Raw genomic sequence first — 26,612 nt, forward strand, 5'->3', positions numbered from 1 at the left:
CGTCGCTCAGGCGTCGAAGGCGACGTCCACGGTGATCTCGCCGACGCCCGCCAGCGCCTTGGAGACGGGGCAGGTGCGCTTGGCCTCCTCGGCGACGCGGCGGAAGCCCTCGGCGTCGATGCCCTGGGCGGTGCCGGCGACGGTCAGGTGGATCGCGCTGATCTTGAACCCCTCGGTGTCGGGGCCGAGCTCGACGTCCGCCGAGACCGCGAGCGTGCCGGGCGTGGCGCCGTGCTTGGCCAGCAGCGCCGACATCTGCATCGCGTAGCAGGACGTGTGCGCGGCGGCGATGAGCTCCTCGGGGCTGGTCACGCCGCCGGCGTCCTCGGCCGAGCGCCGCGGGAACGAGACCTCGAACGTGCCGGCGCCGGAGCTGGCCAGCTGGACCTCGCCGGAGCCGTCCTCGAGCGTGCCTTCCCAGGCGGTGTGCGCGGTGCGTGTGGGCATGGGTCCTCCTCGATGGTGGGTGTGCCCCCTCGACGCTAGACCGGTGCGTGACGGACACAACTCGACGACGCGCGTAACCTCCGGCGCCGACGTACGTTGTAGAGGTGCACGACGCCGTCGAGGCGTTCTCGGGAGGGGGAGTCCCATGATCCAGCTGCACCACAGCGACGGCCGCGGCTTCTGGCTGAACCCGGACCTGGTCGAGACGCTCTCGGACGCCGATCCCTGGACCCGCATCGACCTGGTGAGCGACCGCGCCCTGCTCGTCACCGAGTCGCCCGACGAGGTCGCCGCGATCATCGACGCCTACCGCGTCGACCTCTCGCGCCGCGCGACCGCGCCGGCCGAGGCGCCCGCGGCCCCGCCGCGCGACGCGCAGGTCATCCAGCTGCGTCGCTGACCCACCCGCTTGTCACCACGAAGGCGCCCGGCCGAGCCGGGCGCCTTCGTCGTGATCAAGGCGTGTCCGTGCGGCCGCCTATCGTGGCGCGGGTGAGTGACGCCGCCGACGAGCTGGTCCGCAGCCCCCCGACGCTCGAGGACTACCTCCACCTGAGGGCCGCCTCGGGGCTGACGCCGAAGTCGGCGGCGCAGGGGGAGGGCGCCCTGCTCGGCAGCTGGCGATGGAGCGTCGTCCAGCACGCAGGGCGGGCCGTGGCGATGGGGCGCGTCATCGGCGACGGCGGCTGGTACTTCCACGTCGCCGACATGGCGACGCTGCCCGAGCACCAGGGCCGCGGACTGGGCCGGCGAGTGCTCGCCGACCTGCTGGCACAGATCGAGGAGGCCGCGCCGGCAGGCGCGTACGTGACGCTCATGGCCGACGCGCCCGGGCGCCGGTTGTACGCGTCGATGGGCTTCGTCGAGACCGCGCCCGAGTCGCTGGGCATGCGCCTGGCGCGCTGATCCGCCCAGCGGCGTGCCGGCGCGCTCGGCTCAGACCAGGACGTCCAGCGGCAGGCCGGCGCACGTGCGCACCGTGGCGTAGGCGGCCGGGTCGACCGGCTCGCCGGCGAACACCTGGGCCTGGGCCGACAGCACGGCGCGGTGGTGGTGGTTGGCCAGCGTGGCGCCGGCGCCGGCGAAGGTGGCGAGCAGCTCCTTCTCGACCGTCGCGGCGAGCACGTCCGCGCCCATCACGCCGAGCATCTGCCCGTCGCGCAGCACGGGCACGGTCACGGTGAGGGTCAGCTCGTCGGTGCACACGTAGTCGACGTACGGCCCGGTCACGTGCGAGCGGCCGGTGCGCTGCGGCGTGCGGAACCACTCCTGGCGGCGGTAGTCGGCGGACTGGACGAGCGCGGGGGACTGGGTCAGCTGCTCGCGCCCGTCGCCCTGCCACCAGGCCAGCGCGTACGACTCGTCGGCGAGCAGGCCGGGCGTGACGACGAAGCCGGCGCCCATCGTGTGCGGGTCGGCGAGCACCTCCAGCGCGAGCGGGCGGGCCGCGCGCAGCAGGACGTCGCTGCGCAGGGGCGCGTCGAACAGCGGCACGAGCCGCTCGCCGAGCGTGGTCAGCGTGCGGACGAGCGGGGAGAAGAACCCCTCGACGGCGCGGACGCAGTCGTCGGCGGTGGTCTGGGTGGGCGTGACGGGCATGGTCCTCACCGGATCCTCGAGTGCAGCTCGGCGAGCTCGCCGAGGGCCTGACGGACGCGAGTCCGCATCTGGTGGCGGGCCGCCGCCGCGTCGTGCGTCGCGACGGCGTCCAGGAGCGCGACCTGGTGGGCGCGCACGTCCCCACGGTGCCCCGGCTCGGAGAGCGGCAGGCGCAGCAGCACGCCGAACTCGGTCTCCGCGCGCATGACGTCGCGGGTCAGCCGGGCCGAGTGGGTCAGCGCGGCCAGGGCCAGGTGGAGCTCGGTGTCGGCGTGCCGGACGGTGCCGACCTCCTCGACGTCCTCGGGGAGCACGATCTCGCGCAGGTCCTCGGTCTCCTCGGGGTTCGCGCGCTCGGCGGCGAGCTCGGCGCAGCCGGCCAGGATCGTGGCGTAGTGGACGCCGCGGTCGGCCAGGTCGACGCGGGTCATGCGCGCGAGCCGCTCGTGCAGCCGGGCGTCGTCGCCGCCGTCGGGACGCGTGACGAACGAGCCGCCGCCGCGTCCCCGGACCGTCGTGACCAGCCCTTGCGCCCGCAGCGAGACGAGCGCCTCGCGGGCGGTGACCGTGGCGACGCCGAGCATCGAGGCCAGCTCGGGCTCGCTGGGCAGCCGCTCGCCGTCGACCAGCAGCCCGGCGTGGATCGCCTCGGCCAGGCGCTGCTCGACGCGCGTCGCGCGACCGACGTCGCCGAGCGGCGCGAACACGGCGGTGCGCGCTCGTGAGGACGGGCGGCGGACGGTCGCCATCAGGCTCCTGGGCTCGGGGAGATGTTTACGAGATCGTGACAGAAATGTATGGACATTTAATCTCTGGGTCCATAGGTTTTCTCCTCAGACCGTGACGCAGACCACTCCGAGGAGCACGATGAGCCAGCCCGGACCCACCCCCGCGATCCAGCTCGTGGGGCTGGAGAAGCACTTCGGCGACGTCCGCGCCGTCGACGGCGTCGACCTGGAGATCGCCGACGGTGAGTTCTTCTCCATGCTCGGCCCGTCCGGCTCGGGCAAGACGACGGTGCTGCGCCTGGTGGCCGGCTTCGAGCAGCCCACCGGCGGCCGGATCGTGCTGGGCGGCACCGACGTCACCGGCACGGCCCCGTTCGAGCGCGACGTCAACACGGTCTTCCAGGACTATGCGCTGTTCCCGCACATGAGCGTGCTCGAGAACGTGGCCTACGGGCTGCGCGTCCGCGGCGTCGGCAAGCGCGACCGCCTGGCCCGTGCCCGCGAGGCGCTGGCGACCGTCCGGCTCGAGCACGTCGCCGACCGCCGTCCGGCCCAGCTGTCCGGCGGGCAGCGCCAGCGCATCGCGCTCGCCCGCGCGATCGTCGTGCGGCCCAAGGTGCTGCTGCTCGACGAGCCGCTCGGCGCGCTCGACCTCAAGCTGCGCGAGCAGATGCAGGTCGAGCTCAAGGCTCTGCAGCGCGAGCTGGGCATCACCTTCGTGTTCGTGACCCACGACCAGGAGGAGGCGCTGACCCTCAGCGACCGCATCGCGGTCTTCAGCGAGGGGCGCATCGTCCAGCTGGGCACGCCGCAGGAGATCTACGAGTCCCCGCAGGACGAGTACGTGGCGACGTTCGTCGGCACGTCCAACCTGTTCGCGCCCGAGGACTCCCGTGCCGTGCTCGGCCGCGAGGGACGCTTCGCGCTGCGCCCGGAGAAGATCAGCCTCTCCGACGGCGACGTCCCGGACGGAGCGCTCAGCGCCCGCGGCGTCGTGGCGGAGACCATCTACCTCGGCACCGGGCGGCGCGTCGTCGTCGACCTGGAGACGGGGCCGCGGCTGGTGGTGCTCGAGCCGAGCACCGTCGAGACCGCGGTCGAGCGTGGCGACAAGGTCGTCGCCGCGTGGCGCCCGGACGACCTCGTGGCGCTGTCCTGAACACCCCATCCCACCCAAGAGAGAGGGGTCCAGCGATGACCCTCACCCGCAGAAACGGACGCCTGGGCGGACTCGCCCTGGCACTGACCTGCAGCCTCGCGCTCAGCGCGTGCGGCGGCGACTCGTCCGACGACGAGGCGGCCGGTCCGCTGAAGGAGCTGGGCAAGACCGAGGGCCAGGTCTCGATCCTGGCCTGGCCCGGCTACGTCGAGGACGGCAGCAACGACCCGAACGCCGACTGGGTCTCCAGCTTCGAGGAGAAGACCGGCTGCAAGGTCACGAGCAAGGTCTACGGCACGTCCGACGAGGCGTTCAACCTGGCCAAGAGCGGCGACTACGACGTCGTCGCGGCCTCGGGAGACCTGACGCTGCGCATGGTCGCGGCCAAGGCGGCGGCCGAGGTGAACACCGACCTGGTGCCCAACTACGAGAAGGTCTTCGACTTCCTCAAGGACCAGGAGTGGAACACCGTCGACGGCAAGAACTACGGCGTCCCGCACGGCTACGGCGCCAACCTGCTCATGTACAACAGCGACGTCGTGAAGCCGGCCCCCACCTCGTGGGACGTCGTGTTCGACAAGGCGTCCGAGCAGAAGGGCAAGGTCACGGCGTACGACTCGCCGATCTACATCGCCGACGCCGCCATGTACCTCATGGCGACCCAGCCCGACCTGGGCATCGAGAACCCGTACGCCCTCGACGAGGACCAGCTGGCCGCCGCGGTGGACCTGCTCAAGTCCCAGCGCGAGAACGTCGGCGAGTACTGGTCGGACTACCTCAAGGAGGCGCAGGCGTTCAAGACCGGCGACTCGGTGGTCGGCACGACCTGGCAGGTCATCGCCAACACGATCGACCAGGACAACGTCAAGGTCACCGTGCCCAAGGAGGGCGTCACCGGCTGGAACGACACCTGGATGATCGCGGCCAAGGCCAAGAACCCCAACTGCGCCTACGCGTGGCTGGACCACATCGAGGACCCCGAGATCAACGCGCAGGCGACGCAGTACTTCGGTGAGTCGCCCAACAGCCAGGAGGCGTGCGACTTCGCCGAGCCCGGCTTCTGCGAGTCCTACCACGCCGGCGACAAGGCCTATTCGGACAAGATCTGGTACTGGCGCACGCCGATCGAGGACTGCCTGGACGGTCGCACGGACGTGAAGTGCACCGACTACTCGGACTGGACCAAGGCCTGGACCGAGATCAAGGGCTGACGTGACCGCACCCAGCACGCCCGTGGTGGCCGCCCCCTCGGGGGCGGCCACCCGCCGGGCCTCCTCGTTCCTGGCGACGCGTCCGCGCGTCCGCCTCGGCCTGCTCCTGGCCGCGCCGCTGACCTGGCTCGTCCTGGTCTACGTCGTCGCGCTCGCCGCGCTGCTGGTGACGGCGCTGTGGTCGGTCGACAGCTTCACCGGCGAGCTCGACCGCAGCCTCACCTTCGACAACCTGCGCGAGATCACGACCGAGTCGCTGTACCGCACCGTCACCCTGCGCACGCTGGGCGTCGCGCTGCTGGTGACCCTCATCGACGTCGTCGTCGCGCTCCCCATCGCCTTCTACATGGCCAAGGTGGCGTCGCCGCGGGCCCGCCGCATGCTCGTCGTGGCCGTGCTGACCCCGCTGTGGGCCAGCTACCTGGTCAAGGCGTTCGCGTGGCGCTCGATGCTCAGCGAGGGCGGGCTGGTCGACTGGGTGCTCAACCCCTTCGGCGCGAGCACCCCCGGCTACGGCCTCACCGCCGTGGTGCTGACCCAGGCCTACATCTGGCTGCCGTACGTCATCCTGCCGATCTACGCCGGCATGGAGCGCGTCCCGGACTCGCTCATGGAGGCCGCGGGCGACCTCGGGGCGTCCTCGAGCCGGACGATCCGCACGGTCGTCATGCCCCTGGTGTGGCCGGCCGTGCTCGCCGGCTCGATCTTCAGCTTCTCGCTGACGCTCGGCGACTACATCACCGTCAACATCGTCGGCGGCGCGAACCAGATGCTCGGCAACCTCGTCTTCACCAACGTCGGCGCGGCCAACAACCTGCCGCTCGCCGCCGCGATCGCGCTCGTCCCGATCGTCATCATGCTCGGCTACCTGGCCGCGGTGCGCCGCACCGGCGCGCTGGACAACCTGTAGGAACGGGAGACCTCGTGACCCTCAGCCCGCTCACCCGGCGGCTCCTCGCCGCCGTCACCGGCCTGGTGCTGCTGGTGATGTACGCGCCGCTGCTCGTCGTCGTGGCGAACTCGTTCAACGCCGACCCGTCGATGACGTGGCCGCCGGACGACTTCACCACCGAGTGGTGGACCCGCGCGTTCCACAGCCAGGGCGCGCGCGACGCCGTCCTGACCAGTGTCCAGGTGGCCGTGGCCTCGACGGCGGTCGCGCTGGTGCTGGGCGTGCTCATCGCCTTCGCCCTGCAGCGGTTCAGCTTCTTCGGCAAGAACACGGTCAACCTGCTGGTGATCCTGCCGATCGCGCTGCCCGGCATCGTCACCGGCATCGCGCTGAACAACGCGTTCCGGGGCATCCTCGGCGTCCAGCTCGGCATCGCCACGGTGATCGTGGCGCACGCGACGTTCTGCATCGTCACGGTGTTCAACAACGTCATCGCCCGGCTGCGGCGCACGGGCGGCAACTTCGAGGAGGCCTCGGCCGACCTCGGCGCGGGTGTGTGGACGACGTTCCGGCTCGTCACGTTCCCGCAGCTGCGCTCGGCGCTGCTCGCCGGCGGCCTGCTGGCCTTCGCGCTGAGCTTCGACGAGATCATCGTGACGACGTTCACCGCCGGACCCGGCACGACGACGCTGCCGATCTGGATCCTCAACAACCTGTTCCGGCCCAACCAGGCGCCGGTCGTCGCGGTCGTCGCGGTGGTGCTGATCGTCGTGTCGATCGTGCCGATCTGGATCGCCCAGCGGATCGCGGGGGACACCGAGACGGTGCGCTGACGTCGGCCCGACCTGCGCAGGGGCGCCCGGCTCGTCGCCGGGCGCCCTTTCGTCGTCCTCAGGCGTAGCGCCGGGCGACCCAGGCCCGCAGGCGCGCGGCCAGGTCGGCGAGCAGGGCGGCACCGGGGTGCTCGGGCGACCAGGCGCCGTGCAGCTCGATGCTCACCGTGCGGCCCTCGGACGTGAGCGGCAGCGGCACCAGGTCGAACCGGGGGTCGTCGGTGACCAGCGCGACGCCGCGCCCACCGGCGGCCAGCGCCTGCGCGACGGTGCCGTTGCTCGCCTCGGTCAGCCGCAGGGGCGGCAGGCCGGCGGCGCTCACCGCCTCGTCGAGGGCGCGGCGGGCGCCGAACGGCTGGGGCAGGCCGATCAGGTCCCCGACCTCGTGCAGCTCGGCGAGGTCGACCTCGCGGCGTCCGGCCCAAGGATGGTCAGCGCGCACGTACGCGAGCACCGGCAGCACCGCCAGCGACGTCGCGGCGAGCGGCTCGTCCGGGGGATAGGGCGTGATGACCAGGTCGGCGCCGCGGGCCAGCGCCTCGGCGGCCGGCAGGTCGTCGGACGTCAGCACCGCCGGCACCGGGTCGGTGCGCTCGAGCGTGGCGATGAACGGCGACACCAGGTCGGTCAGGGTGGTGGCCGGCGCGGCGATGGTGACGGTCTCGAGCCGGCCCTGGGTGCGCAGCGCGGCCGCCCGGCGCAGGTCGTCCGCACGGCCCAGCACGTCGCGGGCGAGCGGGAGGAGGGCGCGTCCGCTGCTGGACAGCGTCAGGCGTCCGGCGGCCCGGTCGAACAGGTCCAGGCCCAGCTCGCGCTCGAGCTGGCGCAGCTGGCGCGACAGCGCCGGCTGGGTGACACGGACGGCGTCGGCGGCGGCCGAGACCGTCCCGGCGTCGGCGACGGCGACGAAGTACCGCAGGGTGCGCAGCTCCATGGACGTATCGTATGCCCCATCGGCATGTCGTCCATCGAGAAGAGGTATTGGACGGCATGGCTTCTCGAGGATGATCATGGCCGCATGAGCCACGAGATCCCGCAGTCGCGCCACGTCGTCCAGTTCCCCGGACCTCGCTCGGTCGAGCTGATGCAGCGCAAGCAGGCCGCCGTCGCCGCCGGCGTCGGCACGACCATGCCGGTCTTCGCCACGCGCGCCGGCGGAGGCATCGTCGAGGACGTCGACGGCAACCGCCTGATCGACCTCGGGTCGGGCATCGCCGTCACGACGGTCGGTGCCAGCAACCCGCGCGTCGCCGCCGCGGTGGCCGAGCAGGTGCAGGCGTTCACGCACACCTGCTTCATGATCACGCCGTACGAGGGCTACGTCGCCGTCGCCGAGGCGCTCGGGCGGCTCACGCCCGGCGACCACGACAAGCGCACGGCGCTGTTCAACTCCGGCGCCGAGGCGGTCGAGAACGCGGTCAAGATCGCCCGCTCGTACACCGGCAAGCAGGCCGTCGTCGTGTTCGACCACGCCTACCACGGCCGCACGAACCTGACGATGGCCATGACGGCGAAGAACATGCCCTACAAGCACGGCTTCGGCCCGTTCGCGTCCGAGGTCTACCGGGCACCGCTGTCCTACCCCTTCCGTGACTCCGGCGTCGACGGCGCTGCCGCCGCCCAGCGTGCGATCACGGTCATCGAGAAGCAGGTCGGGGCGGCCAACCTGGCCGCCGTCGTCATCGAGCCCATCCAGGGCGAGGGCGGCTTCATCGAGCCGGCGGACGGCTTCCTGCCCGCGCTGGCCGACTGGTGCCGCGCGAACGGCGTCGTGTTCGTCGCCGACGAGGTGCAGACCGGCTTCGCGCGCACCGGCGACCTGTTCGCCTGCGACCGCGAGGGCGTCGTGCCCGACCTGATCGTCACCGCCAAGGGCATCGCCGGTGGCCTGCCGCTGTCGGCGGTCACCGGTCGCGCCGAGATCATGGACGCCCCGCACGGCGGCGGCCTGGGCGGCACCTACGGCGGCAACCCGATCGCCTGCGCCGCCGCGCTCGCCGCCATCGAGACCATCGAGGCCGACGGCCTGGTCGAGCGCGCCCGCGAGATCGAGGCGCTGCTCAAGCGCCGTCTGGACGCGCTGCAGTCCGACGACGCGCGCGTCGGCGACGTGCGAGGCCGCGGCGCGATGATCGCCGTCGAGCTCGTCCAGCCCGGCACCACGGAGCCGGACGCGGCGCTGGCCTCGGCCGTCGCGGCGTACGCGCACCAGCGGGGTGTCATCGTCCTGACCTGCGGCACGTTCGGCAACGTCCTGCGCTTCCTGCCGCCGCTGACCATCAGCGACGAGCTGCTCGAGGACGCCTTCGACGTCGTCGCCGAGGCGTTCGCCTCCACGCGTGAGGCGGTGTCCGCATGAGCACCTCGTACCTGGACGCGCTGGACGCCGGCCGCGGCGTGCTGGTCGGCGGCGAGTGGCGTCGTGGCGGCGCCGGGCTGTTCGACGTCGAGGACCCCGCGACCCGGGAGGTCGTCGCCCACGTCGCCGACGGCGACCGGGCCGACGCGACCGCCGCGGTCGAGGCCGCGGACGCCGCGTTCGCGACCTGGCGCCACGTCGCGCCGCGCGAGCGCTCGGAGATCCTGCGCCGGGCGTTCGAGCTCATGCACCGCGACGTCGACGAGCTCGCCGCGCTGATCTGCGCCGAGAACGGCAAGTCGCTGACCGACGCGAAGGGCGAGGTCGTCTACGCGGCCGAGTTCTTCCGCTGGTTCGCCGAGGAGGCCGTGCGCCCGGGCGGCGACTACGGCTCGTCCCCGGCCGGCGGCACGCGCACCGTCGTGACCCACCGTCCGGTCGGCGTCGCCGCGCTCATCACGCCGTGGAACTTCCCGGCGGCGATGGCGACCCGCAAGATCGCTCCCGCGCTCGCCGCGGGCTGCACGGTCGTGCTCAAGCCCGCCGCCGAGACGCCGCTGACCGCCCTCGCGGTGGCCCGGCTGCTCGCCGAGGCCGGCGTGCCCGACGGCGTCGTCAACGTCGTCCCGTCCACGGACGCGGCCGGCGTGGCCGAGACCTGGCTGGCCGACAAGCGCGTGCGCAAGGTCAGCTTCACCGGCTCGACGCGGGTCGGCTCGATCCTGCTCAAGCAGGCCGCCGATCGTATCGTCAACGCGTCGATGGAGCTGGGCGGCAACGCCCCGTTCGTCGTCACCGAGGACGCGGACCTGGACGCCGCGGTGGCCGGCGCGATGATCGCCAAGTTCCGTGGCGGGGGACAGGCCTGCACCGCGGCCAACCGGTTCTTCGTCCACGCCGACGTCGCCGACGCGTTCGTGGCCCGCTTCGGCGCGGCCGTCGAGGCGCTCACGGTCGGCCCGTCGAGCACCGGCGCGGAGATCGGCCCGCTCATCTCGGGCAAGGCCGTCGCCGAGCTCGACCGCGTCGTCGCCGAGGCGGTCGAGGCCGGGGCCCGCGTGGCCCATCGCGCCGAGGTGCCCGAGACCAAGGGCTACTTCTACGCGCCGACGGTGCTCACGGACGTCCAGCCGGGCTCGGCGATCCTTGAGCACGAGCTGTTCGGCCCGGTGGCGCCGGTCGTCACGTGGCGCGACGACGCCGAGCTGATCGCCATGGTCAACGACTCCGAGATGGGGCTGGCGGCGTACGTCTTCGCCGGCGAGCTCCAGCGGGCGATGAAGCTGGGCGAGGCGATCGACGCCGGCATGGTCGGCGTGAACCGCGGCCTGGTCTCCGACCCGTCCGCGCCGTTCGGCGGCGTCAAGCAGAGCGGCCTCGGTCGTGAGGGCGCCCGCGAGGGCCTGGCCGAGTTCCAGGAGACGCAGTACCTCTCCGTCGCCTGGTAGGTCACCCTCGCGCGGCGCTGCCGCGAAGCGGACGCGAAAGCACCACGTTCCCTCGGGACGTGGTGCTTTCGCGTCCGCATCCCGCGGGACTGCTGATTGCTGTCCGGTCGTTGGACGAGGGCTGTCGGCCCCCGCCGGTTCGGGCGTAGTCTCATGATGTGAGTCAAGCATCTCAAAAGACGAGACGTACCGACTACATCCACGGTCACCACGCGTCGGTGCTCGCGTCGCACGGCGCGCGGACCGCCGAGAGCTCGTGCGCGTACCTGCTGCCGCACCTCCGCCCCGGCATGAGCGTGCTGGACGTCGGCTGCGGCCCGGGCTCGATCACCCTGGACCTCGCGGCCCTCGTCGCCCCCGGACGCGTCGTGGCGATCGAGAACGTGGACGCCCCGCTGCAGGCCGCACGCGAGGCCGCCTTCCGCCGCGACGACCGGCGCACGAGCTTCGAGCGCGCCGACGTCATGGCGCTGCCGTACCCCGACGACAGCTTCGACGTCGTCCACGCCCACCAGGTGCTGCAGCACCTCACCGACCCGGTCGGGGCGCTGCGCGAGATGCGCCGGGTCTGCCGGCCCGACGGTCTCGTGGCCGTCCGCGACGTCGACTTCGAGTCGATGACCTGGTGGCCCGCCTCGGACGCGCTGCAGCACTGGCGCGACACCTACCGCCGGCTCTCGCGCGAGAACGGTGCCGAGCCGGACGCCGGCCGCCGGCTGCGCCAGTGGGCGCGCGAGGCGGATCTGCAGGACGTCCGTCTGTCGACGTCCACGTGGACGTACGCCACCGACGAGCAGGCGCGCTGGTGGGGCGACAGCCAGGCCGAGCGCGTGCTGTCGTCCACCTTCGCGACGCAGGCCCGCGCCGACGGCATGGGCCAGGCTGAGCTGGACGAGATCGCCGACGCCTGGCGCACCTGGGGCCGCTCGGAGGACGCCTACTTCCACATGGTCCACGCCGAGGTCCTCGCCTCCGGCGCCTAGATCGCCCCCTCACCCGAGCCCGGCGTCCGCCGCGAAATGTGGAGAAAAGAACCTCGCGGCGCTCCAAGAAGGCCGACAGCTCCACACATCTCGCGGGAGCGCGGCTCGGGTGACGGAGGCCGGGCACCGCAACGACGAAGCCCGCCGCGAGTGACTCGCGGCGGGCTCTCGCATCGGGTGCCCCCGGCAGGATTCGAACCTGCGCTCCCGCCTCCGGAGGGCGGTGCTCTATCCCCTGAGCTACGGGGGCGGGCGACCCGGGTGGGATCGACGGAGCGAGCGTACCGCACCGATAGGTTGGTCCCGTGCCCACCGTCCTCGTCGTCGACGACACGCCCTCCATCCGGTTCCTGATCCGGACGAACCTGGAGCTGGCGGGCTTCGACGTGCGCGAGGCGGTCGACGGCCAGGCCGCCCTGGACGCCCTCGCCGGCGACGACCTGCCCGACGTCATCACGCTCGACGTGATGATGCCGCGGCGCGACGGCGTCTCCACCGTGAGCGCCATGCGGGCCGACCCGCGGCTGCGCCACCTGGGCGTCGTCATGGTCACCACGCAGGGCCACCCGGCCGACATCGCCAAGGCGCAGCGCGCCGGCGTCGACGCGTACGTCATCAAGCCGTTCGACCCCGACGAGCTCGTCGCGACCATCCAGCGCGTCCTGGACGAGGGAGGCCATCGCTAGACTCCTCGGGTGACCCCCGAGCAGCTCTCCCAGTCGATCGTCGCCGCCCTGACGTCCCTCGTGGACGACGGACGCCTGAGCCTCCCCGACGGGGTGCCCGCCACCGTCGTCGTCGAGCGGCCCAAGCAGCGCGAGCACGGCGACTACGCCACGAACATCGCGCTCCAGCTGGGCAAGAAGGCCGGCATGAACCCGCGCGAGCTGGCCCAGCTGCTGGCCGACGAGCTGGTCAAGGACGACGGCGTCAGCGCCGCCGAGATCGCCGGCCCGGGCTTCCTCAACCTGCGGGTCGCCGCGGGCGCCCAGGGCGCGCTGGCCGGCCAGGTGCTGGCCGTGGGCGCGCAGTACGGCCGCAGCCAGACCCTCGCCGGGCAGAAGGCGAACCTGGAGTTCATCTCGGCGAACCCCACCGGCCCGCTGCACCTGGGCCACACGCGCTGGGCTGCCGTCGGTGACGCCATCGGACGCGTGCTCGAGGCCGCCGGCGCCGGCGTCACCCGCGAGTTCTACATCAACGACCGCGGCAACCAGATGGACAAGTTCGGCGCCTCGCTCATGGCCCGCGCGCACGGCGAGCAGCCGCCCGAGGACGGCTACCAGGGCGCCTACGTGGCCGATCTCGCCGCGAAGGTCGTCGAGTCCCGTCCTGGCATCCTCGAGCTGCCCGACGACGAGCAGCTCGTCGCCTTCCGCGAGGGCGGCTACGCGCTGCAGCTGGCCGAGCACCAGTCCGAGCTGGCCGAGATGAACACGCACTTCGACGTGTGGTTCTCCGAGCGCTCGCTGCACGAGTCCGACGCCGTCGAGCGCGGCTTCGAGAAGCTCGAGGAGCAGGGCCGGCTGTTCGAGCTCGACGGCGCGCTGTGGATGCGCACGACCGACTTCGGCGACGACAAGGACCGCGTCCTGCGCCGCTCCAACGGCGAGCTGACCTACTTCGCGTCCGACACCGCCTACTACGTCGACAAGCGCGAGCGCGGCTTCGACCCGTGCATCTACCTGCTCGGCGCCGACCACCACGGCTACGTCGGACGCCTGTCGGCCATGGCCGCGTGCGTCGGCGACACCCCGGGCGAGCAGCTGCAGGTGCTCATCGGCCAGCTGGTGAAGATCCTCCAGGACGGCGAGGAGCTCAAGCTGTCCAAGCGTGCGGGCACGATCGTGTCGCTGCGCGAGCTGATCGACCTGATCGGCGTCGACCCGCTGCGCTACACGCTCATCCGCTACCCCTCGGACTCGCCGCTCACGCTGGACGTCGCCGAGATGACCCGGCAGAGCAACGACAACCCGGTCTACTACGTCCAGTACGCGCACGCGCGGCTCTCGTCGATCCTGCGCAACGCCGGCGACCTGGGCGTCACGGTCGACGCCGAGGGCTACGACCCGTCGCTCCTGGCCGAGGAGCGCGAGGGCCAGCTGCTGCGTGCGCTGGCCGAGCTGCCGCGCGTCGTGGCCCGGGCCGCCGAGCTGCGCGAGCCGCACCGCGTCGCGCGCTACCTCGAGGACACCGCGTCGACGTTCCACAAGTTCTACGACGTCTGCCGCGTCCTGCCGCAGGGCGACGAGGAGGTCACCGACCTGCACCGGGCCCGCCTGGTGCTCGTCGCCGCGACCCGTCAGGTCATCGCCAACGGCCTGGCCATCCTCGGCGTCTCGGCCCCGGAGCGCATGTGATGCGGGCCCACGAGGCCGGTGCCATCCACGGGCAGGCCGGCGACCGCGGGCCCGCGTGGCTGCGTCGCCCGGACGACCCGAACGAGCTGGTCGCGCACCTGTGGGCGGCCAACGTCTCCAAGACCGACGGTGTCCTCGAGGTCGCCGGCGTCACGGCTCCCGAGCTGGCCGCGGAGTTCGGCACGCCCACGTACGTCGTGGACGAGGACGACTTCCGCGCCCGTGCCCGGGCCTTCCGCGACGCGTTCAGCGGGGCCGACGTCTACTACGCCGGCAAGGCGTTCCTGTGCGTCGCCACGGCCCGCTGGATCGCCGAGGAGGGGCTCAACCTGGACGTCTGCACCGGCGGCGAGCTCGCCGTCGCGCTGCGGGCCGGGTTCCCGACCGAGCGCATCGGCCTGCACGGCAACAACAAGAGCGTCGCCGAGCTGCGTCGCGCGCTCGAGGTCGGCGTCGGGCGCATCATCGTCGACTCGTTCGAGGAGATCGATCGCCTGGCCGCGCTGACCGCCGAGCTGGGCGTCACCGCGCCGCTCATGGTGCGCGTGACCGCCGGCGTCGAGGCGCACACGCACGAGTACATCTCCACGTCGCACGAGGACCAGAAGTTCGGCTTCTCGATCACCGGCGGCGACGCGCTCGAGGCGGTGCGCCGCATCGTCGACCGTCCGGGCCTGGAGCTGCGCGGCCTGCACTCGCACATCGGCTCGCAGATCTTCGTCACCGACGGCTTCGAGGTCGCGGCCCGCCGCGTGCTGCGCCTGCAGGGCCAGATCGAGCGCGAGCTCGGCGCCGTGCTGCCCGAGCTCGACCTCGGCGGCGGATTCGGCATCGCCTACACGACCCAGGACGACCCGTCGACGCCCGACGACCTCGCCCGGCGCATGGTCAAGATCGTCCACGACGAGTGCGCCGCCGAGGGCATCGCCGTGCCCCACCTGTCGATCGAGCCCGGCCGCGCCATCGCCGGCCCGTCGACGTTCACGCTCTACGAGGTCGGCACGACCAAGCAGGTCGGTCTCGACGGCGGCGCCTCGCGCCGGTACGTCTCGGTCGACGGCGGCATGAGCGACAACATCCGCCCGGCCCTCTACGGCGCCGACTACTCCTGCACGCTCGCCTCGCGCACGTCCGAGGCGGCCTCGGTGCTCAGCCGCGTCGTCGGAAAGCACTGCGAGAGCGGCGACATCGTGGTCAAGGACGAGTTCATGCCCGCCGACGTCGAGGCGGGCGACCTGCTCGCCGTGCCCGGCACCGGCGCGTACTGCCGCTCGCTGGCCAACAACTACAACCACGTCCCGCGCGCCGCCGTCGTCGCCGTCCGCGAGGGCGAGGCCCGGCTGGTCCTGCGCCGCGAGGACGAGGACGACCTGCTGCGCCTCGACGTCGGCTGACGACCACCGCTCACCGTTCGGGGACGTCCTCGAGCGGGCGGAGCAGGCGGCGCGGCCCCGGGCCGTCCGTCGCGAGCTCGTCGTCGGCGTTGTAGAGCGCACAGCTGCGCAGCGACAGGCAACCGCACCCGATGCAGCCGTCCAGCGAGTCGCGCAGCCGGGTGAGCTGGTCGATGCGGGCGTCCAGGTCGTCGCGCCACGACCGTGACAGCCGGGCCCAGTCCGCCTTCGTCGGGCTGCGGTCGCCCGGCAGCGTCGCGAGCGCCTCCTTGATGCGGGCCAGCGAGATGCCCAGCTGCTGCGAGGCGCGGACGAACGCGAGCCGGCGCAGCACGTCGCGGTGGTACCGCCGCTGGTTCCCGGCCGTCCGCTCGCTGACCACCAGGCCCTCACGCTCGTAGAAGTGCAGGGCCGACACGCTCACGCCCGCCCGGGCCGACGTCTCGCCCGGGGTCAGCAGGTGCCGGCGGTGCTCGGCGTTCGACACGCGCTCCTCCTCGCCTTGACCTCAACCAAGGTTGAGGTTGTTCGCTGGCCTCAACCTACTCAAAGGAGCGCCATGCACGCCGTACGCCAGCACGTCCACGGGGGACCCGAGGTCCTCGTCCTGGAGGACGTGGCCGACCTTGAGCCCGGCCCGGACCAGGTGCGCGTCGCGGTCGCCGCCGCCGGCGTCCATCTGCTCGACGCCTCCATCAGGGCGGGGGAGTCGTTCGGCTCGCTGCCCGCCCCCGAGCTGCCGATGACGCCGGGGCGCGAGGTCGCCGGGACGGTCGACGCCGTGGGCCCGGGCGTGGACTCGACCTGGGTCGGACGCCGCGTCGTCGCCCACCTCGGCGCCGCGAGCGGTGGGTACGCAGAGCAGGCGCTCGTGGCCGTCACCTCCCTGCACCCGGTGCCCGACGGGCTCTCGGCCGAGCTCGCCGTCGCGGCGATAGGGACGGGGCGCACCGCCACCGGTCTGCTGGACGTGGCCGACGTGCGCCCGGGTGAGGTCGTGCTGGTGATGTCCGCAGCGGGCGGCCTCGGCGTGCTGCTCGTGCAAGGCGTCGCGAACGCGGGGGCGACCGCGGTCGGCCTCGCCGGAGGTCCGGTCAAGACCGAGGTGGCGCGCCGCGCCGGCGCGTCCGCCGTCGTCGACTACCTCGACGACGCGTGGCCCGACCAGGTGCGGGGCCTGGGGCTGGAGCCCACCCTCGTCCTGGACGCCGTGGGCGGACGCGCGGGGGAGCAGGCCTACGCCCTCCTCGTGCCGGGCGGGCGGCTCGTCCGGTACGGCTGGACGGCCGGCGACGCCCGCTACGACGATCCCGAGCGCGACGTGGTCGAGCCGCTCGGTCCGACGCTGCTCGCGCGCGGGCTCCGCACGCTCGAGTCCGAGGCGCTCGCCGCCGCGGCCGACGGCACGCGCGTCCCCGTGGTCGGGGGCCGGTTCGCGCTCGGGGACGCCGCCGAGGCCCACCGGGCGCTGACCGGTCGTCGGACGTTTGGCAAGGTCGTCCTGGTGACGAAGGGCGGCGAGGCGTGAGCACGGTGCAGCGCGAACGGCTCTGGACCGGTCCGCAGGGCGCCGTCGTCGCCGGCGTGTTCGCCACCGCCTTCCTCTTCGCCTTCGAGTCGTACGCCATCGCGACCGCGCTGCCGCTGGTGGCCGACGACCTCGACGGCTTGTCCCTCGTGGGCGTCTCGTTCGCGGTGATGCTCGCGGCGTCCGTGGTGACGATGACCGTGTCGGCGCCCTGGTGCGACCGCGAGGGACCCACCGTCCCGCTGCTGACGGGCGTCGCCGGGTTCGTCGTCGGCCTCGTCGTCTCCGGCACCGCGGTGTCGATGGAGCTGTTCGTCGTCGGGCGCGCGGTCCAGGGCCTCGGCTCGGGGCTCACCACCGTCGCGCTCTACGTCCTCGTGGGGCAGGCGTTCGACGAGCGCGTGCGGCCACGGGTCTTCGTCGTCCTCACCTCCGCGTGGGTGCTGCCGGCGCTGGTCGGCCCGCCGGTGGCGGGCTGGGTCGCCGAGACCGCCGGATGGCGCTGGGCGGTGCTCGGCGCGATCGTCCCGGCCGTGCTGGCTCCGGCCCTGCTCGCACCGGCGCTGGGCACGCCCGGCGCGCACGCGGACGTCCGGCTGCGCCCGCGTCGGCTGCTGCTGGCCACCGCCGCGGCGGTGTCGGTGCTCGTGGTGAGCGTCTCGGGGCAGCGTGGCTTCGCCCTGTGGTGGGTCGTGCTGGTCGCCGCCCTCGGGGTGGCCGTGCTCGTCGTGCCGCCGCTGCTCCCCGCGGGCACGTGGACCGGACGCCCGGGGCTGCCGACGGTCATCTCGACCCGTGGAGTCGTGTCGCTGGCCTTCTTCGGCATCGAGGCCTACCTGCCGCTCGCCCTCGTCGAGCACCGCGGCCTCACGCCGACCCAGGGCGGCATGTTCCTGACCGGGGGAGCGGTGCTGTGGTTCAGCGGCTCGTGGCTCGCGGCCAACGTCCCGGCCCTGGCCGACAAGCACCGTCGCGTGCGCCTGGGCGTCGGCCTGGTGACGCTCGGCAGCGTCGCCGGCGGGCTGGTGCTCGTCGAGGCGGTGCCGCTCGTCCTGCTCGTGCTGCTGTGGCCGCTGGCCGGGCTCGGCATGGGCATGGCGACGTCGACCCTGTCGGTGCTGCTGCTGGAGACCGCGCCGGCCGGTGAGCACGGTGCGGCGAGCGCCGCGATGCAGACCAACGACGCCGTCGTGCAGGCGATGGGACTGGCGCTGGGCAGCGCGGTGTTCGCCGCCCTGCTGACCCGGTCGAGCGAGACCGCCTTCGCCGCGGTGCTCGGTGCGTCCCCGGTGATCGGCCTGGCCGCCCTGTGGCTGAGCGGGCGCCTGCGCGAGCGGTGAGCGGGCCGGTCGTCTCGTCCTTCGCCGCCCCGGGCCCCGGGACGGCCCGCGGCCGATACCCTGGGCCCGTGACCAGCGACAAGCCCAGCCCCCGGCCGCTCAAGGTCGCCCTGCTCGGCTGCGGAGTCGTCGGCTCCGACGTCGCGCGGCTGCTGACCCAGGACGCCGACGAGCTCGCCCGCCGCATCGGCGCGCCCGTCGAGCTGGTCGGCATCGCCGTGCGCCGCCCGGGCCGCGAGCGCGAGCTCGACCTCCCCGCCGAGCTCTTCACGACCGACGCCAAGGCGCTCGTCTCGCGCGGCGACCTCGACGTCGTGGTCGAGGTCATCGGCGGCATCGAGCCGGCCCGCGACCTCATCCTCACCGCCCTCGAGCACGGCGCCTCGGTCGTCACCGCCAACAAGGCGCTGCTCGCCGAGGACGGCGCGACGCTCTACGAGGCGGCGGCCAAGGCCGAGCGCGACCTGTTCTACGAGGCCGCCGTCGCCGGCGCCATCCCGATCGTCCGCCCGCTGCGCGAGTCGCTCGCCGGCGACCGCGTCACCCGCGTGCTGGGCATCGTCAACGGCACCACCAACTTCATCCTGGACGCGATGACGTCCACCGGCGCCGACTTCGCCGAGGCGCTGGAGGAGGCGCAGGCCCTGGGCTACGCCGAGGCCGACCCGACCGCCGACGTCGAGGGCTTCGACGCCGCCGCGAAGGCCGCGATCCTGGCCAGCCTGGCCTTCCACACCCGCGTGACCATGGACGACGTCCACCGCGAGGGCATCAGCGACGTCACCGCTGCGCACGTCGCCTCGGCGGCCGAGCGCGGCTCGGTGGTCAAGCTGCTGGCCATCTGCGAGCAGCACGAGACGCCGGACGGTCCCGCGGTCTCGGCCCGCGTCCACCCGGCGATGATCCCCGACGACCACCCGCTGGCCAGCGTCCGCGGCGCGTTCAACGCGGTGTTCGTCGAGAGCGAGTCGGCCGGCCAGCTCATGTTCTACGGCCCCGGTGCCGGCGGCGCCCCCACCGCCTCGGCGGTGCTCGGCGACCTGGTCACCGTGGCGCGCAACCGGGTCGACGGCGTCTTCGGGCCCGGCGAGTCCAGCCACGCCCAGCTCGAGGTGCTCGGCATGGGCCGCACCCGCACGGCGTACCACATCTCGCTGGACGTGGCCGACCGTCCGGGTGTCCTGGCGGCGGTGGCGCAGGCCTTCGCCGAGCAGGAGGTCTCCATCCGCACCGTCCACCAGGAGGGCCACGGCGACGACGCGACGCTCGTGGTCGTCACCCACGTCGCCGACGACGCCGCGCTCTCGGCGACCGTGGCGCGGCTGCGCGACCTCGACATGGTCCGCGGCGTCTCGTCGGTCATGCGCGTCGAGGGAGGCCGCTGATGCCCGCACGTGCCCACCTGTGGCGAGGCGTGATCGAGGAGTACCGCGACTGGATGCCCGAGCGGGCCACGACGCACGTCGTCTCGCTGGGCGAGGGCGGCACGCCGCTCGTGCACAGCGCCTGGCTCTCCGGGCTCGTGGGCGGCGACGTCCACGTCAAGGTCGAGGGCGCCAACCCCACCGGCTCGTTCAAGGACCGCGGCATGACCGCGGCGATCTCCGCGGCCGTCGCCGAGGGCGCCAAGGCGGTCGTCTGCGCGTCCACCGGCAACACGTCTGCGTCGATGACCGCGTACGCCGCCAAGGCCGGGCTCACCCCGGTCGTGCTCGTGCCGCACGGCAAGATCGCCGCCGGCAAGATGGCGCAGGCCGTCATGCACGGCGCCGAGGTCATCCAGGTCCGCGGCGGCTTCGACGAGTGCCTGATGCTCTCGCGCGAGCTGGCCGACAAGTACCCGGTCGCGCTCGTGAACTCGGTCAACCCGGTGCGGCTCGAGGGCCAGAAGACCGCCGCCTTCGAGATCGTGGACGCGCTCGACCGCGCCCCCGACGTGCACGTGCTCCCGGTCGGCAACGCCGGCAACATCTCGGCCTACTGGCTGGGCTTCCAGGAGTACGCGCGCGAGGGCATGGCCCAGGGCACGCCCGCCCTGTGGGGCTTCCAGGCCGAGGGCGCGGCCCCGATCGTCCGCGGCGAGGTCGTCACCACGCCCGAGACCGTCGCCACCGCCATCCGCATCGGCAACCCGGCGTCCTGGCACCTGGCCACGGCCGCCCGTGACGATTCCGGCGGGCTCATCGACGCGGTCTCGGACGAGCAGATCCTGGCTGCGCAGCGCGCGCTGGCCTCCCACGACGGCATCTTCGTGGAGCCGGGCTCGGCGGCCAGCGTCGCCGGCCTGCTCAAGCTGGCCGAGGCCGGACGCGTCGAGCGCGGGCTGACGATCACCGTCACAGTCACCGGGCACGGGCTCAAGGACACCGACACCGCGCTGTCCGGCGTGGGCTCGATCGTCGACTCGGTGATCGACGCCGACGTCGACGAGGCTGCGGCCGCGGCCGGCCTGGCATGACCTTCGTCGACGGCCCGGTCAGCGTCCACACGCCGGCCAGCAGCGCCAACCTGGGCCCCGGCTTCGACGCCTTCGGGCTCGCGCTCACGCTGGGCGACACCCTGACGGCCGAGGTCACCGACGCGGGCCTGGACGTCCACGTCGAGGGTGAGGGCGCCACCGACGTGCCGCGCGACGAGTCGCACCTCGTGCTGCGCTCGATGCACGCCGCCTTCGACCTCATGGGCGTCAAGCCCGACGGCCTGCGCCTGTCGTGTCGGAACGTCGTGCCCCACGCGCGCGGGCTCGGCTCGTCCAGCGCGGCCATCGTCGGCGGCATCGCCCTGGCCCGCGCCCTGGTGCGCGACAGCGACGTGCTCATGGACGACCTCGCCGCGTTCCAGCTCGCCACCGACCTCGAGGGCCATCCCGACAACGTCGCCGCCGCCCAGTTCGGCGGCTTCACCATCGCGTGGCTGGACGGGTACGCCGCCTCGGTGCACCGGCTCGACGTGTCCGCCGAGGTCACCGTGCTGGTGCCGCCCGAGCCGGTGTCCACCGAGCTGGCCCGCGGCCTGCTGCCCAACACCGTCCCGCACCGCGACGCCGCGGCGAACGCCGGACGCGCCGCGCTGCTCGTGGCCGCGCTCACCGGAGCCCCCGGGCTCCTGCTGCCGGCCACCGAGGACCTGCTCCACCAGTCCTTCCGCGCCCCGGCGATGCCCGAGTCGCACAAGGTGATGCGGGCGCTGCGGGTCGAGGGCGTCCCGGCGGTCGTCTCCGGCGCCGGCCCCACCGTGCTGGCCTTCGGCCGGGGCGTGGCGGGCGTGGCCCCGGAGGGCTGGGCCGTGCACGAGGTCGAGGTCGCCGCCCGCGGCGTCCACCGCGTCGACACGCCCTGAGGGGTTGGGAACAAAGCCGCCACCCGTGGTGCTATGGTCGACGTAGTCGGAGTTCGAGAGTCCTTCTCCCCGACGGAGCAGTTCCCCCAGGCGCCTGTGCTCTTCTCGAGCCGGGCATACCTTCACACACCCGGGTCACCCGGGCGGAGGCCCTCGTGCCTCCCGAAAAGGAATCCACGTGACTGACACGATCGACACCACCCCCGAGGCTGCCGCCACCGACGCTCCCGCGGCCGAGAAGCCTCGCCGCACGACCGGCGGACTGGCCGGCAAGAAGATCGCCGAGCTGCAGGAGATCGCCTCCGGCCTCGGCGTCAGCGGTGCCGGGCTGCGCAAGAGCGCGCTCATCGACGCGATCAAGGCCGCCCAGGGCGGCGCCCCCGCTGCGAAGGCGGAGAAGACCGAGAAGCCGGCGAAGGTCGAGAAGCCCGCCGCCGCGGCCAAGGCCGACGACAAGCCCGCCGACGAGCGTCCGGCCCGCCAGGAGCGTCAGCGCGGCGACCGCGCCGCCCGCTCCGAGGGCGACAAGAACGAGCGTCCCGCCAAGAACGAGGGCGGCGACAAGGCCGAGCGCGCCGAGCGTCCCGCCCGGAACGAGGGCGGCGACAAGGCTGAGCGCGGCGACCGCGCCTCCCGCTCCGAGGGCGGCGACAAGAACGACGCGCAGGGCAAGAACGAGGGCCAGCGCGAGCGCAACCGCCAGGGCAACCGTGGCGGTGACGACGACAACCGTGGCGAGGGTCGCGGCGAGGGTCGCGAGCGCAACCGCCAGGGCGGACGCAACAACGACCGCGGCAACAACGACGGCGGCAACCGCGACCGCGGCCAGCGCGAGGACCGCGGCCCCCGCGACGACGACGACTTCGGTGGCGGCAACCGACGCGGCCGCAACCGCAACCGGAACCGCAACCGCAACCGCGACCGCGGCATGGAGGTCGAGCCGACCTACACCGAGGACGACGTCCTGGTGCCGGCGGCCGGCATCCTCGACATCCTCGACAACTACGCGTTCGTGCGCACCACGGGCTACCTGCCCAGCGAGAACGACGTCTACGTCTCGCTCTCCATGGCCCGCAAGTGGGGCCTGCGCAAGGGCGACGCGATCGTCGGCCAGGTGCGCCAGCCCCGCGAGGGCGAGCGCAAGGAGAAGTTCAACCCGATGGTCCGGATCGACTCGGTCAACGGGATGACGCTCGAGGAGTCCAAGAGCCGGGTCGAGTTCGGCAAGCTCACCCCGCTGTACCCCTCCGAGCGCCTGCGCCTGGAGCGCGACGGCAACCTCGCCGGCCGGGTCATCGACCTCGTGTCGCCGATCGGCAAGGGCCAGCGTGGCCTCATCGTGTCGCCCCCGAAGGCGGGCAAGACGATGATCATGCAGTCCATCGCCAACGCGATCACCGAGAACAACCCCGAGTGCCACCTGATGATCGTCCTGGTCGACGAGCGTCCCGAGGAGGTCACCGACTTCCAGCGCACGGTCAAGGGCGAGGTCATCTCCTCGACGTTCGACCGTCCGGCCTCGGACCACACCACGGTCGCCGAGCTGGCGATCGAGCGGGCCAAGCGCCTGGTCGAGCTGGGCCACGACGTCGTGGTGCTGCTCGACGGCATCACCCGTCTGGGCCGCGCCTACAACATCGCGGCGCCGGCCTCGGGCCGCATCATGTCCGGTGGTGTCGACTCCTCGGCGCTGTACCCGCCGAAGAAGTTCTTCGGCGCCGCGCGCAACATCGAGGACGGCGGCTCGCTGACCATCCTGGCCACCGCGCTGGTCGAGACCGGCTCGCGCATGGACGAGGTCATCTTCGAGGAGTTCAAGGGCACCGGAAACATGGAGCTGCGCCTGCGCCGCGACTTCGCGGACAAGCGCATCTTCCCGGCCATCGACGTCCTGGGCTCGAGCACCCGCCGCGAGGAGCTGCTCATGGCCAAGGACGAGCTCGCGATCGTCTGGAAGCTGCGCCGGGTCCTGTCGGGCCTGGAGGGCCAGGCCGGCCTGGAGCTGGTGCTCGACAAGCTCAAGAAGAGCGCGAGCAACGCCGAGTTCCTCATGCAGATCTCCAAGACGATGCCCGGCGAGCACGCCTGACGCACCGTCCGGCCACGAGCCCGTCCCACCTCGGTGGGGCGGGCTCGTCCGCGTCCAGGGGGCCGCGTGACCGGCCCCGCCCTACGCTGGCGCCGTGACCACTGCCCACGACTTCGACGCCACCGCGATCGACGGCCTGCAGCGTCAGCTGGCCGACTACCGCGGCAAGGTGATGCTCATCGTCAACACCGCCTCCCAGTGCGGGTTCACCCCGCAGTACAAGGGCCTGGAGGCGCTGTACCAGGAGTACGTCGACCGCGGTCTGGTCGTGCTCGGCTTCCCGTGCGACCAGTTCGGCGGCCAGGAGCCGGGGGAGGAGGCGGAGATCGCCGACTTCTGCGAGCGCAACTTCGGCGTGACCTTCCCGCTGTTCTCCAAGGTCGACGTCAACGGCAAGGACGCCCACCCGCTGTTCCAGTGGCTGAAGTCCGAGAAGTCCGGCCTGCTGGGCAGCGGCGCGATCAAGTGGAACTTCACCAAGTTCCTGGTCGACCCCGACGGGAAGGTCGTCAAGCGGTACGGCTCGACCACCAAGCCCGAGGACATCGCCGGCGACATCGAGAAGCTGCTGCCCGCGGAATAGATCCGCCCCCGATTTCCTTGTAGCGGGTACCACCTGGCAGTATTGATCCTCGGTTCTGGTTCACGAGACGCACTCCGCGCCCGACCCAGCGGCCGTGACGAGAGGACACCCATGAAGAGCGAGATCCACCCCACCTACGTGGAGACCCAGGTCACCTGCACCTGCGGCAACACGTTCACCACGCGCAGCACCAAGGACGACGGAACCATCCGCGCCGACGTGTGCTCGGCGTGCCACCCGTTCTACACCGGCAAGCAGAAGATCCTCGACACCGGCGGCCGCGTCGCCCGCTTCGAGAAGCGCTACGGCAAGCGCGAGGCCTAGCTGGTCCACGGCGCCGGTCCCACCTGTACGGGTGGGGCCGGCGCCGTCGTTCTACCCTCACCCCTCTTCGTCCGCAGGAGCCGAAATGTTCGAGGCCGTCGACTCGCTCGTCGCCGAGCACGCCGAGCTGGAGCACCGCATGGCCGACCCGGCCGTCCACGCCGACCAGGCGATGGCCAAGCGCCTGGGCCGGCGCTACGCCGAGCTGTCGGCGATCGTGCGCGCCTACCGCGAGTGGCAGCAGACCACCGAGGACCTCGAGGCGGCCCGCGAGCTCGACATGGCCGACGAGGCCGCCGAGCTCGAGCAGCGGCTCCCGGCCCTGTCCGAGCGGCTGCAGCACCTGCTCGTGCCGCGCGACCCGGCCGACTCCAAGGACGTCATCGTCGAGGTCAAGGGCGGCGAGGGCGGCGAGGAGTCGGCCCTGTTCGCCGGCGACCTGCTGCGCATGTACTCGCGCTTCGCCGAGCAGCAGGGCTGGACGACCGAGGTGCTGGACTCCACCGAGTCCGCGCTCGGCGGCTACAAGTCGGTCACCGTCGCGGTCAAGGCCAAGGGCACGCCGGACCCGGGGGAGGCCCCGTACGCGAAGCTCAAGTTCGAGGGCGGCGTGCACCGCGTGCAGCGCGTGCCGGTCACCGAGAGCCAGGGCCGCATCCACACGTCCGCGGCCGGCGTCCTGGTGCTGCCCGAGGCCGAGGACGTGGACGTCGAGATCCACGACAACGACCTGCGCATCGACGTCTACCGCTCGTCCGGTCCCGGCGGGCAGAGCGTCAACACGACCGACTCGGCCGTGCGCATCACCCACCTGCCGACGGGCATCGTGGCCAGCTGCCAGAACGAGAAGAGCCAGCTGCAGAACAAGGAGCAGGCCATGCGCATCCTGCGCGCCCGCCTGCTCGAGGCGGCGCAGGCGGCCGCGGACGCCGAGGCGTCCGACGCGCGCCGGTCGCAGGTGCGCACCGTCGACCGCTCCGAGCGCATCCGCACCTACAACTTCCCCGAGAACCGCATCAGCGACCACCGCACCGGCTTCAAGGCCTACAACCTCGACCAGGTGATGGACGGCGCGCTCGGCGACGTCATCACCTCGCTCGTCGAGGCCGACCTGGCCGAACGCCTGGCGTCGCTGGAGCCTCGCTCGTGAAGGGCGACCGCCTGCTCACCGAGGCGACGCAGACGCTCGCCGACGCCGACGTGCCCAGCCCGCGGGTCGACGCCGAGCTGCTGCTGGCGCACGTCACCGGGGTGCCGCGGGCCATGGTCGCGGGCAAGTTCATCGACGCGCGTCAGCGCGAGACGTACGCCGAGATGATCGCCGCCCGCGCCCGACGTGTCCCGCTGCAGCACATCACCGGCACCGCCGCGTTCCGCTACGTCGACCTCGAGGTCGGTCCGGGCGTGTTCGTGCCGCGGCCCGAGACCGAGGTCGTGGCCGGTTGGGCGATCGATCGCGCCAAGGCGGTCGAGGCCCCGGTCGTCGTCGACCTGTGCACCGGCTCCGGCGCGATTGCGCTGTCGGTCGTCCACGAGGTGCCCGGCGCCCGCGTGCACGCCGTGGAGCTGGACGAGAAGGCGCTGCAGTGGGCGCACCAGAACCTCGACGGCGCCGGCGTCGACCTGCGCGGCGGCGACATGGCCGACGCGTTCCCCGACCTCGACGGCACCGTCGACGTGGTCGTGTCGAACCCGCCGTACATCCCGCTCGAGGCGTGGGAGAGCGTCACCGCCGAGGTGCGCGACCACGACCCGTCGCTGGCCCTGTGGTCCGGCGACGACGGCCTGGACGCGATGCGGGTCCTGGAGCGCACGGCCCACCGCCTGCTCAAGCCCGGCGGCGTGGTGTGCGCCGAGCACGCCGACGCCCAGGGCGAGAGCGCGCCCGCGGTGTTCGTGGAGACCGGTCGCTGGGACGACGTCCGCGACCACCCCGACCTCACCGGCCGGGCCCGCTTCGTCACCGCCACGCGCCGCTGAGCCGCCGCCGGGTCCG

At 72.8% G+C, this 26,612-nt stretch carries 27 protein-coding genes and 1 tRNA gene; 22 read left to right on the forward strand and 6 right to left on the reverse strand.

The genetic code is table 11. From position 1 onward, the window contains the following. Positions 1-6: 6 nt before the first annotated feature. Positions 7-447 carry an OsmC family peroxiredoxin gene (locus tag HGAM_RS09190; protein WP_019145192.1) on the reverse strand — a complete coding sequence of 147 codons (441 nt, stop codon included), beginning with the start codon at positions 445-447 and terminating at the stop codon, positions 7-9. 145 nt (positions 448-592) lie between these two features. On the opposite strand from HGAM_RS09190, the gene HGAM_RS20605 reads away from it, so the two are divergent. Both HGAM_RS20605 and HGAM_RS09200 read left to right on the forward strand, forming a co-directional pair. Further along, positions 593-847 (forward strand): flagellar FlbD family protein, encoded by a 255-nt coding sequence (locus HGAM_RS20605; protein WP_019145193.1) that lies wholly within the window; start codon positions 593-595, stop codon positions 845-847. Between the two features lie 92 nt (positions 848-939). Beyond that, entirely contained in the window at positions 940-1,353 is a 414-nt protein-coding gene (locus HGAM_RS09200; protein ID WP_019145194.1) for a GNAT family N-acetyltransferase, read from the forward strand. A gap of 30 nt (positions 1,354-1,383) precedes the next feature. Here the strand turns inward: HGAM_RS09200 and HGAM_RS18600 are convergent, their stop codons facing one another. After that, positions 1,384-2,046, reverse strand: a complete 663-nt coding sequence (locus HGAM_RS18600; RefSeq protein WP_019145195.1) for a cache domain-containing protein — start codon at positions 2,044-2,046, stop codon at positions 1,384-1,386. A gap of 5 nt (positions 2,047-2,051) precedes the next feature. Continuing rightward, the gene (locus HGAM_RS09210) at positions 2,052-2,795 is read right to left on the reverse strand and encodes a FadR/GntR family transcriptional regulator (RefSeq protein ID WP_019145196.1); all 744 of its coding nucleotides are present in this window, start codon (positions 2,793-2,795) and stop codon (positions 2,052-2,054) included. Positions 2,796-2,913: 118 nt separating this feature from the next. Here HGAM_RS09210 and HGAM_RS09215 point away from each other — a divergent pair, with 118 nt between their 5' ends. From HGAM_RS09215 to HGAM_RS09230, 4 genes are read left to right on the forward strand one after another with little or no spacing between them, the layout of a single operon-like run. After that, the gene (locus tag HGAM_RS09215; RefSeq protein ID WP_019145197.1) at positions 2,914-3,933 is read left to right on the forward strand and encodes an ABC transporter ATP-binding protein; all 1,020 of its coding nucleotides are present in this window, start codon (positions 2,914-2,916) and stop codon (positions 3,931-3,933) included. Between the two features lie 35 nt (positions 3,934-3,968). Next, entirely contained in the window at positions 3,969-5,144 is a 1,176-nt protein-coding gene (locus HGAM_RS09220) for an extracellular solute-binding protein (protein ID WP_019145198.1), read from the forward strand. Between the two features lies 1 nt (position 5,145). Then, positions 5,146-6,054: an ABC transporter permease gene (locus HGAM_RS09225; protein ID WP_020691732.1), complete on the forward strand. Its 909-nt coding sequence runs from the start codon at positions 5,146-5,148 to the stop codon at positions 6,052-6,054. Positions 6,055-6,068: 14 nt separating this feature from the next. After that, positions 6,069-6,869: an ABC transporter permease gene (locus HGAM_RS09230; protein ID WP_019145200.1), complete on the forward strand. Its 801-nt coding sequence runs from the start codon at positions 6,069-6,071 to the stop codon at positions 6,867-6,869. A gap of 58 nt (positions 6,870-6,927) precedes the next feature. Here HGAM_RS09230 and HGAM_RS09235 read toward each other — a convergent pair whose 3' ends face one another. Continuing rightward, positions 6,928-7,803 carry a LysR family transcriptional regulator gene (locus tag HGAM_RS09235; protein WP_019145201.1) on the reverse strand — a complete coding sequence of 292 codons (876 nt, stop codon included), beginning with the start codon at positions 7,801-7,803 and terminating at the stop codon, positions 6,928-6,930. 84 nt (positions 7,804-7,887) lie between these two features. Between HGAM_RS09235 and gabT the strand changes: the two genes are divergently transcribed. The 3 genes from gabT to HGAM_RS09250 all read left to right on the forward strand — a co-directional run bounded on the left by gabT (position 7,888) and on the right by HGAM_RS09250 (position 11,659). Continuing rightward, complete coding sequence (gene gabT, locus HGAM_RS09240) at positions 7,888-9,228, forward strand: 4-aminobutyrate--2-oxoglutarate transaminase (protein ID WP_019145202.1); 1,341 nt, start codon at positions 7,888-7,890, stop codon at positions 9,226-9,228. Then, a complete protein-coding gene (locus HGAM_RS09245) occupies positions 9,225-10,676 on the forward strand; it encodes an NAD-dependent succinate-semialdehyde dehydrogenase (RefSeq protein WP_019145203.1) in 1,452 nt (483 codons plus the stop codon). The genes gabT and HGAM_RS09245 overlap by 4 nt, the downstream gene beginning before the upstream one ends. Before the next feature lie 218 nt (positions 10,677-10,894). Next, on the forward strand, positions 10,895-11,659 hold the full coding sequence (locus HGAM_RS09250; protein ID WP_019145204.1) for a methyltransferase domain-containing protein: 765 nt from the start codon (positions 10,895-10,897) through the stop codon (positions 11,657-11,659). Between the two features lie 178 nt (positions 11,660-11,837). Here HGAM_RS09250 and HGAM_RS09255 read toward each other — a convergent pair. Beyond that, positions 11,838-11,909, reverse strand: a tRNA-Arg gene (locus HGAM_RS09255). A 55-nt stretch (positions 11,910-11,964) separates the two neighbouring features. Between HGAM_RS09255 and HGAM_RS09260 the strand changes: the two genes are divergently transcribed. Genes HGAM_RS09260 through lysA form a run of 3 tightly spaced genes read left to right on the forward strand, consistent with a single transcriptional unit; the run spans position 11,965 to position 15,413 of the window. Continuing rightward, on the forward strand, positions 11,965-12,345 hold the full coding sequence (locus HGAM_RS09260) for a response regulator transcription factor (RefSeq protein ID WP_019145205.1): 381 nt from the start codon (positions 11,965-11,967) through the stop codon (positions 12,343-12,345). A 9-nt stretch (positions 12,346-12,354) separates the two neighbouring features. After that, a complete protein-coding gene (gene argS / locus HGAM_RS09265) occupies positions 12,355-14,019 on the forward strand; it encodes an arginine--tRNA ligase (RefSeq protein WP_019145206.1) in 1,665 nt (554 codons plus the stop codon). Then, a complete protein-coding gene (lysA, locus tag HGAM_RS09270; protein ID WP_390622760.1) occupies positions 14,016-15,413 on the forward strand; it encodes a diaminopimelate decarboxylase in 1,398 nt (465 codons plus the stop codon). The genes argS and lysA overlap by 4 nt, the downstream gene beginning before the upstream one ends. A gap of 10 nt (positions 15,414-15,423) precedes the next feature. Here lysA and soxR read toward each other — a convergent pair whose 3' ends face one another. Next, the gene (gene soxR / locus HGAM_RS09275; RefSeq protein ID WP_019145208.1) at positions 15,424-15,900 is read right to left on the reverse strand and encodes a redox-sensitive transcriptional activator SoxR; all 477 of its coding nucleotides are present in this window, start codon (positions 15,898-15,900) and stop codon (positions 15,424-15,426) included. Between the two features lie 72 nt (positions 15,901-15,972). Here soxR and HGAM_RS09280 point away from each other — a divergent pair, with 72 nt between their 5' ends. The 10 genes from HGAM_RS09280 to prmC all read left to right on the forward strand — a co-directional run bounded on the left by HGAM_RS09280 (position 15,973) and on the right by prmC (position 26,596). Next, the gene (locus tag HGAM_RS09280; protein WP_019145209.1) at positions 15,973-16,941 is read left to right on the forward strand and encodes an alcohol dehydrogenase catalytic domain-containing protein; all 969 of its coding nucleotides are present in this window, start codon (positions 15,973-15,975) and stop codon (positions 16,939-16,941) included. Next, complete coding sequence (locus HGAM_RS18605; RefSeq protein WP_019145210.1) at positions 16,938-18,281, forward strand: MFS transporter; 1,344 nt, start codon at positions 16,938-16,940, stop codon at positions 18,279-18,281. The genes HGAM_RS09280 and HGAM_RS18605 overlap by 4 nt, the downstream gene beginning before the upstream one ends. A gap of 68 nt (positions 18,282-18,349) precedes the next feature. Continuing rightward, positions 18,350-19,666 carry a homoserine dehydrogenase gene (locus HGAM_RS09290; RefSeq protein WP_019145211.1) on the forward strand — a complete coding sequence of 439 codons (1,317 nt, stop codon included), beginning with the start codon at positions 18,350-18,352 and terminating at the stop codon, positions 19,664-19,666. Beyond that, a complete protein-coding gene (thrC, locus tag HGAM_RS09295) occupies positions 19,666-20,739 on the forward strand; it encodes a threonine synthase (protein ID WP_019145212.1) in 1,074 nt (357 codons plus the stop codon). The genes HGAM_RS09290 and thrC overlap by 1 nt, the downstream gene beginning before the upstream one ends. Next, complete coding sequence (thrB, locus tag HGAM_RS09300; RefSeq protein ID WP_019145213.1) at positions 20,736-21,620, forward strand: homoserine kinase; 885 nt, start codon at positions 20,736-20,738, stop codon at positions 21,618-21,620. Before thrC ends, thrB begins: the two co-directional genes overlap by 4 nt. Before the next feature lie 178 nt (positions 21,621-21,798). Then, complete coding sequence (gene rho / locus HGAM_RS09305) at positions 21,799-23,709, forward strand: transcription termination factor Rho (protein ID WP_019145214.1); 1,911 nt, start codon at positions 21,799-21,801, stop codon at positions 23,707-23,709. Between the two features lie 94 nt (positions 23,710-23,803). Then, the gene (locus tag HGAM_RS09310; RefSeq protein ID WP_019145215.1) at positions 23,804-24,292 is read left to right on the forward strand and encodes a glutathione peroxidase; all 489 of its coding nucleotides are present in this window, start codon (positions 23,804-23,806) and stop codon (positions 24,290-24,292) included. Positions 24,293-24,403: 111 nt separating this feature from the next. Continuing rightward, complete coding sequence (gene rpmE / locus HGAM_RS09315) at positions 24,404-24,616, forward strand: 50S ribosomal protein L31 (protein WP_019145216.1); 213 nt, start codon at positions 24,404-24,406, stop codon at positions 24,614-24,616. Positions 24,617-24,701: 85 nt separating this feature from the next. Continuing rightward, positions 24,702-25,766, forward strand: coding sequence for a peptide chain release factor 1 (prfA, locus tag HGAM_RS09320; protein ID WP_019145217.1), 1,065 nt, complete (start codon positions 24,702-24,704; stop codon positions 25,764-25,766). Further along, on the forward strand, positions 25,763-26,596 hold the full coding sequence (gene prmC, locus HGAM_RS09325; RefSeq protein ID WP_019145218.1) for a peptide chain release factor N(5)-glutamine methyltransferase: 834 nt from the start codon (positions 25,763-25,765) through the stop codon (positions 26,594-26,596). The genes prfA and prmC overlap by 4 nt, the downstream gene beginning before the upstream one ends. Positions 26,597-26,612 lie beyond the last annotated feature (16 nt).

Source organism: Aeromicrobium massiliense JC14 (assembly GCF_000312105.1).
Lineage (GTDB): Bacteria > Actinomycetota > Actinomycetes > Propionibacteriales > Nocardioidaceae > Aeromicrobium > Aeromicrobium massiliense.

Bases quoted from the DNA above. Each gene is read 5' to 3' on its own strand.
- HGAM_RS20605 (WP_019145193.1), top strand. From the start codon at position 593: ATGATCCAGCTGCACCACAGCGACGGCCGCGGCTTCTGGCTGAACCCG.
- HGAM_RS09215 (WP_019145197.1), top strand. From the start codon at position 2,914: ATGAGCCAGCCCGGACCCACCCCCGCGATCCAGCTCGTGGGGCTGGAG.
- gabT (WP_019145202.1), top strand. From the start codon at position 7,888: ATGAGCCACGAGATCCCGCAGTCGCGCCACGTCGTCCAGTTCCCCGGA.
- HGAM_RS09235 (WP_019145201.1), bottom strand. From the start codon at position 7,803: ATGGAGCTGCGCACCCTGCGGTACTTCGTCGCCGTCGCCGACGCCGGG.
- HGAM_RS09210 (WP_019145196.1), bottom strand. From the start codon at position 2,795: ATGGCGACCGTCCGCCGCCCGTCCTCACGAGCGCGCACCGCCGTGTTC.
- HGAM_RS09220 (WP_019145198.1), top strand. From the start codon at position 3,969: ATGACCCTCACCCGCAGAAACGGACGCCTGGGCGGACTCGCCCTGGCA.
- HGAM_RS09190 (WP_019145192.1), bottom strand. From the start codon at position 447: ATGCCCACACGCACCGCGCACACCGCCTGGGAAGGCACGCTCGAGGAC.
- thrC (WP_019145212.1), top strand. From the start codon at position 19,666: ATGCCCGCACGTGCCCACCTGTGGCGAGGCGTGATCGAGGAGTACCGC.
- HGAM_RS09280 (WP_019145209.1), top strand. From the start codon at position 15,973: ATGCACGCCGTACGCCAGCACGTCCACGGGGGACCCGAGGTCCTCGTC.
- thrB (WP_019145213.1), top strand. From the start codon at position 20,736: ATGACCTTCGTCGACGGCCCGGTCAGCGTCCACACGCCGGCCAGCAGC.
- HGAM_RS18600 (WP_019145195.1), bottom strand. From the start codon at position 2,046: ATGCCCGTCACGCCCACCCAGACCACCGCCGACGACTGCGTCCGCGCC.
- HGAM_RS09245 (WP_019145203.1), top strand. From the start codon at position 9,225: ATGAGCACCTCGTACCTGGACGCGCTGGACGCCGGCCGCGGCGTGCTG.
- prfA (WP_019145217.1), top strand. From the start codon at position 24,702: ATGTTCGAGGCCGTCGACTCGCTCGTCGCCGAGCACGCCGAGCTGGAG.
- rpmE (WP_019145216.1), top strand. From the start codon at position 24,404: ATGAAGAGCGAGATCCACCCCACCTACGTGGAGACCCAGGTCACCTGC.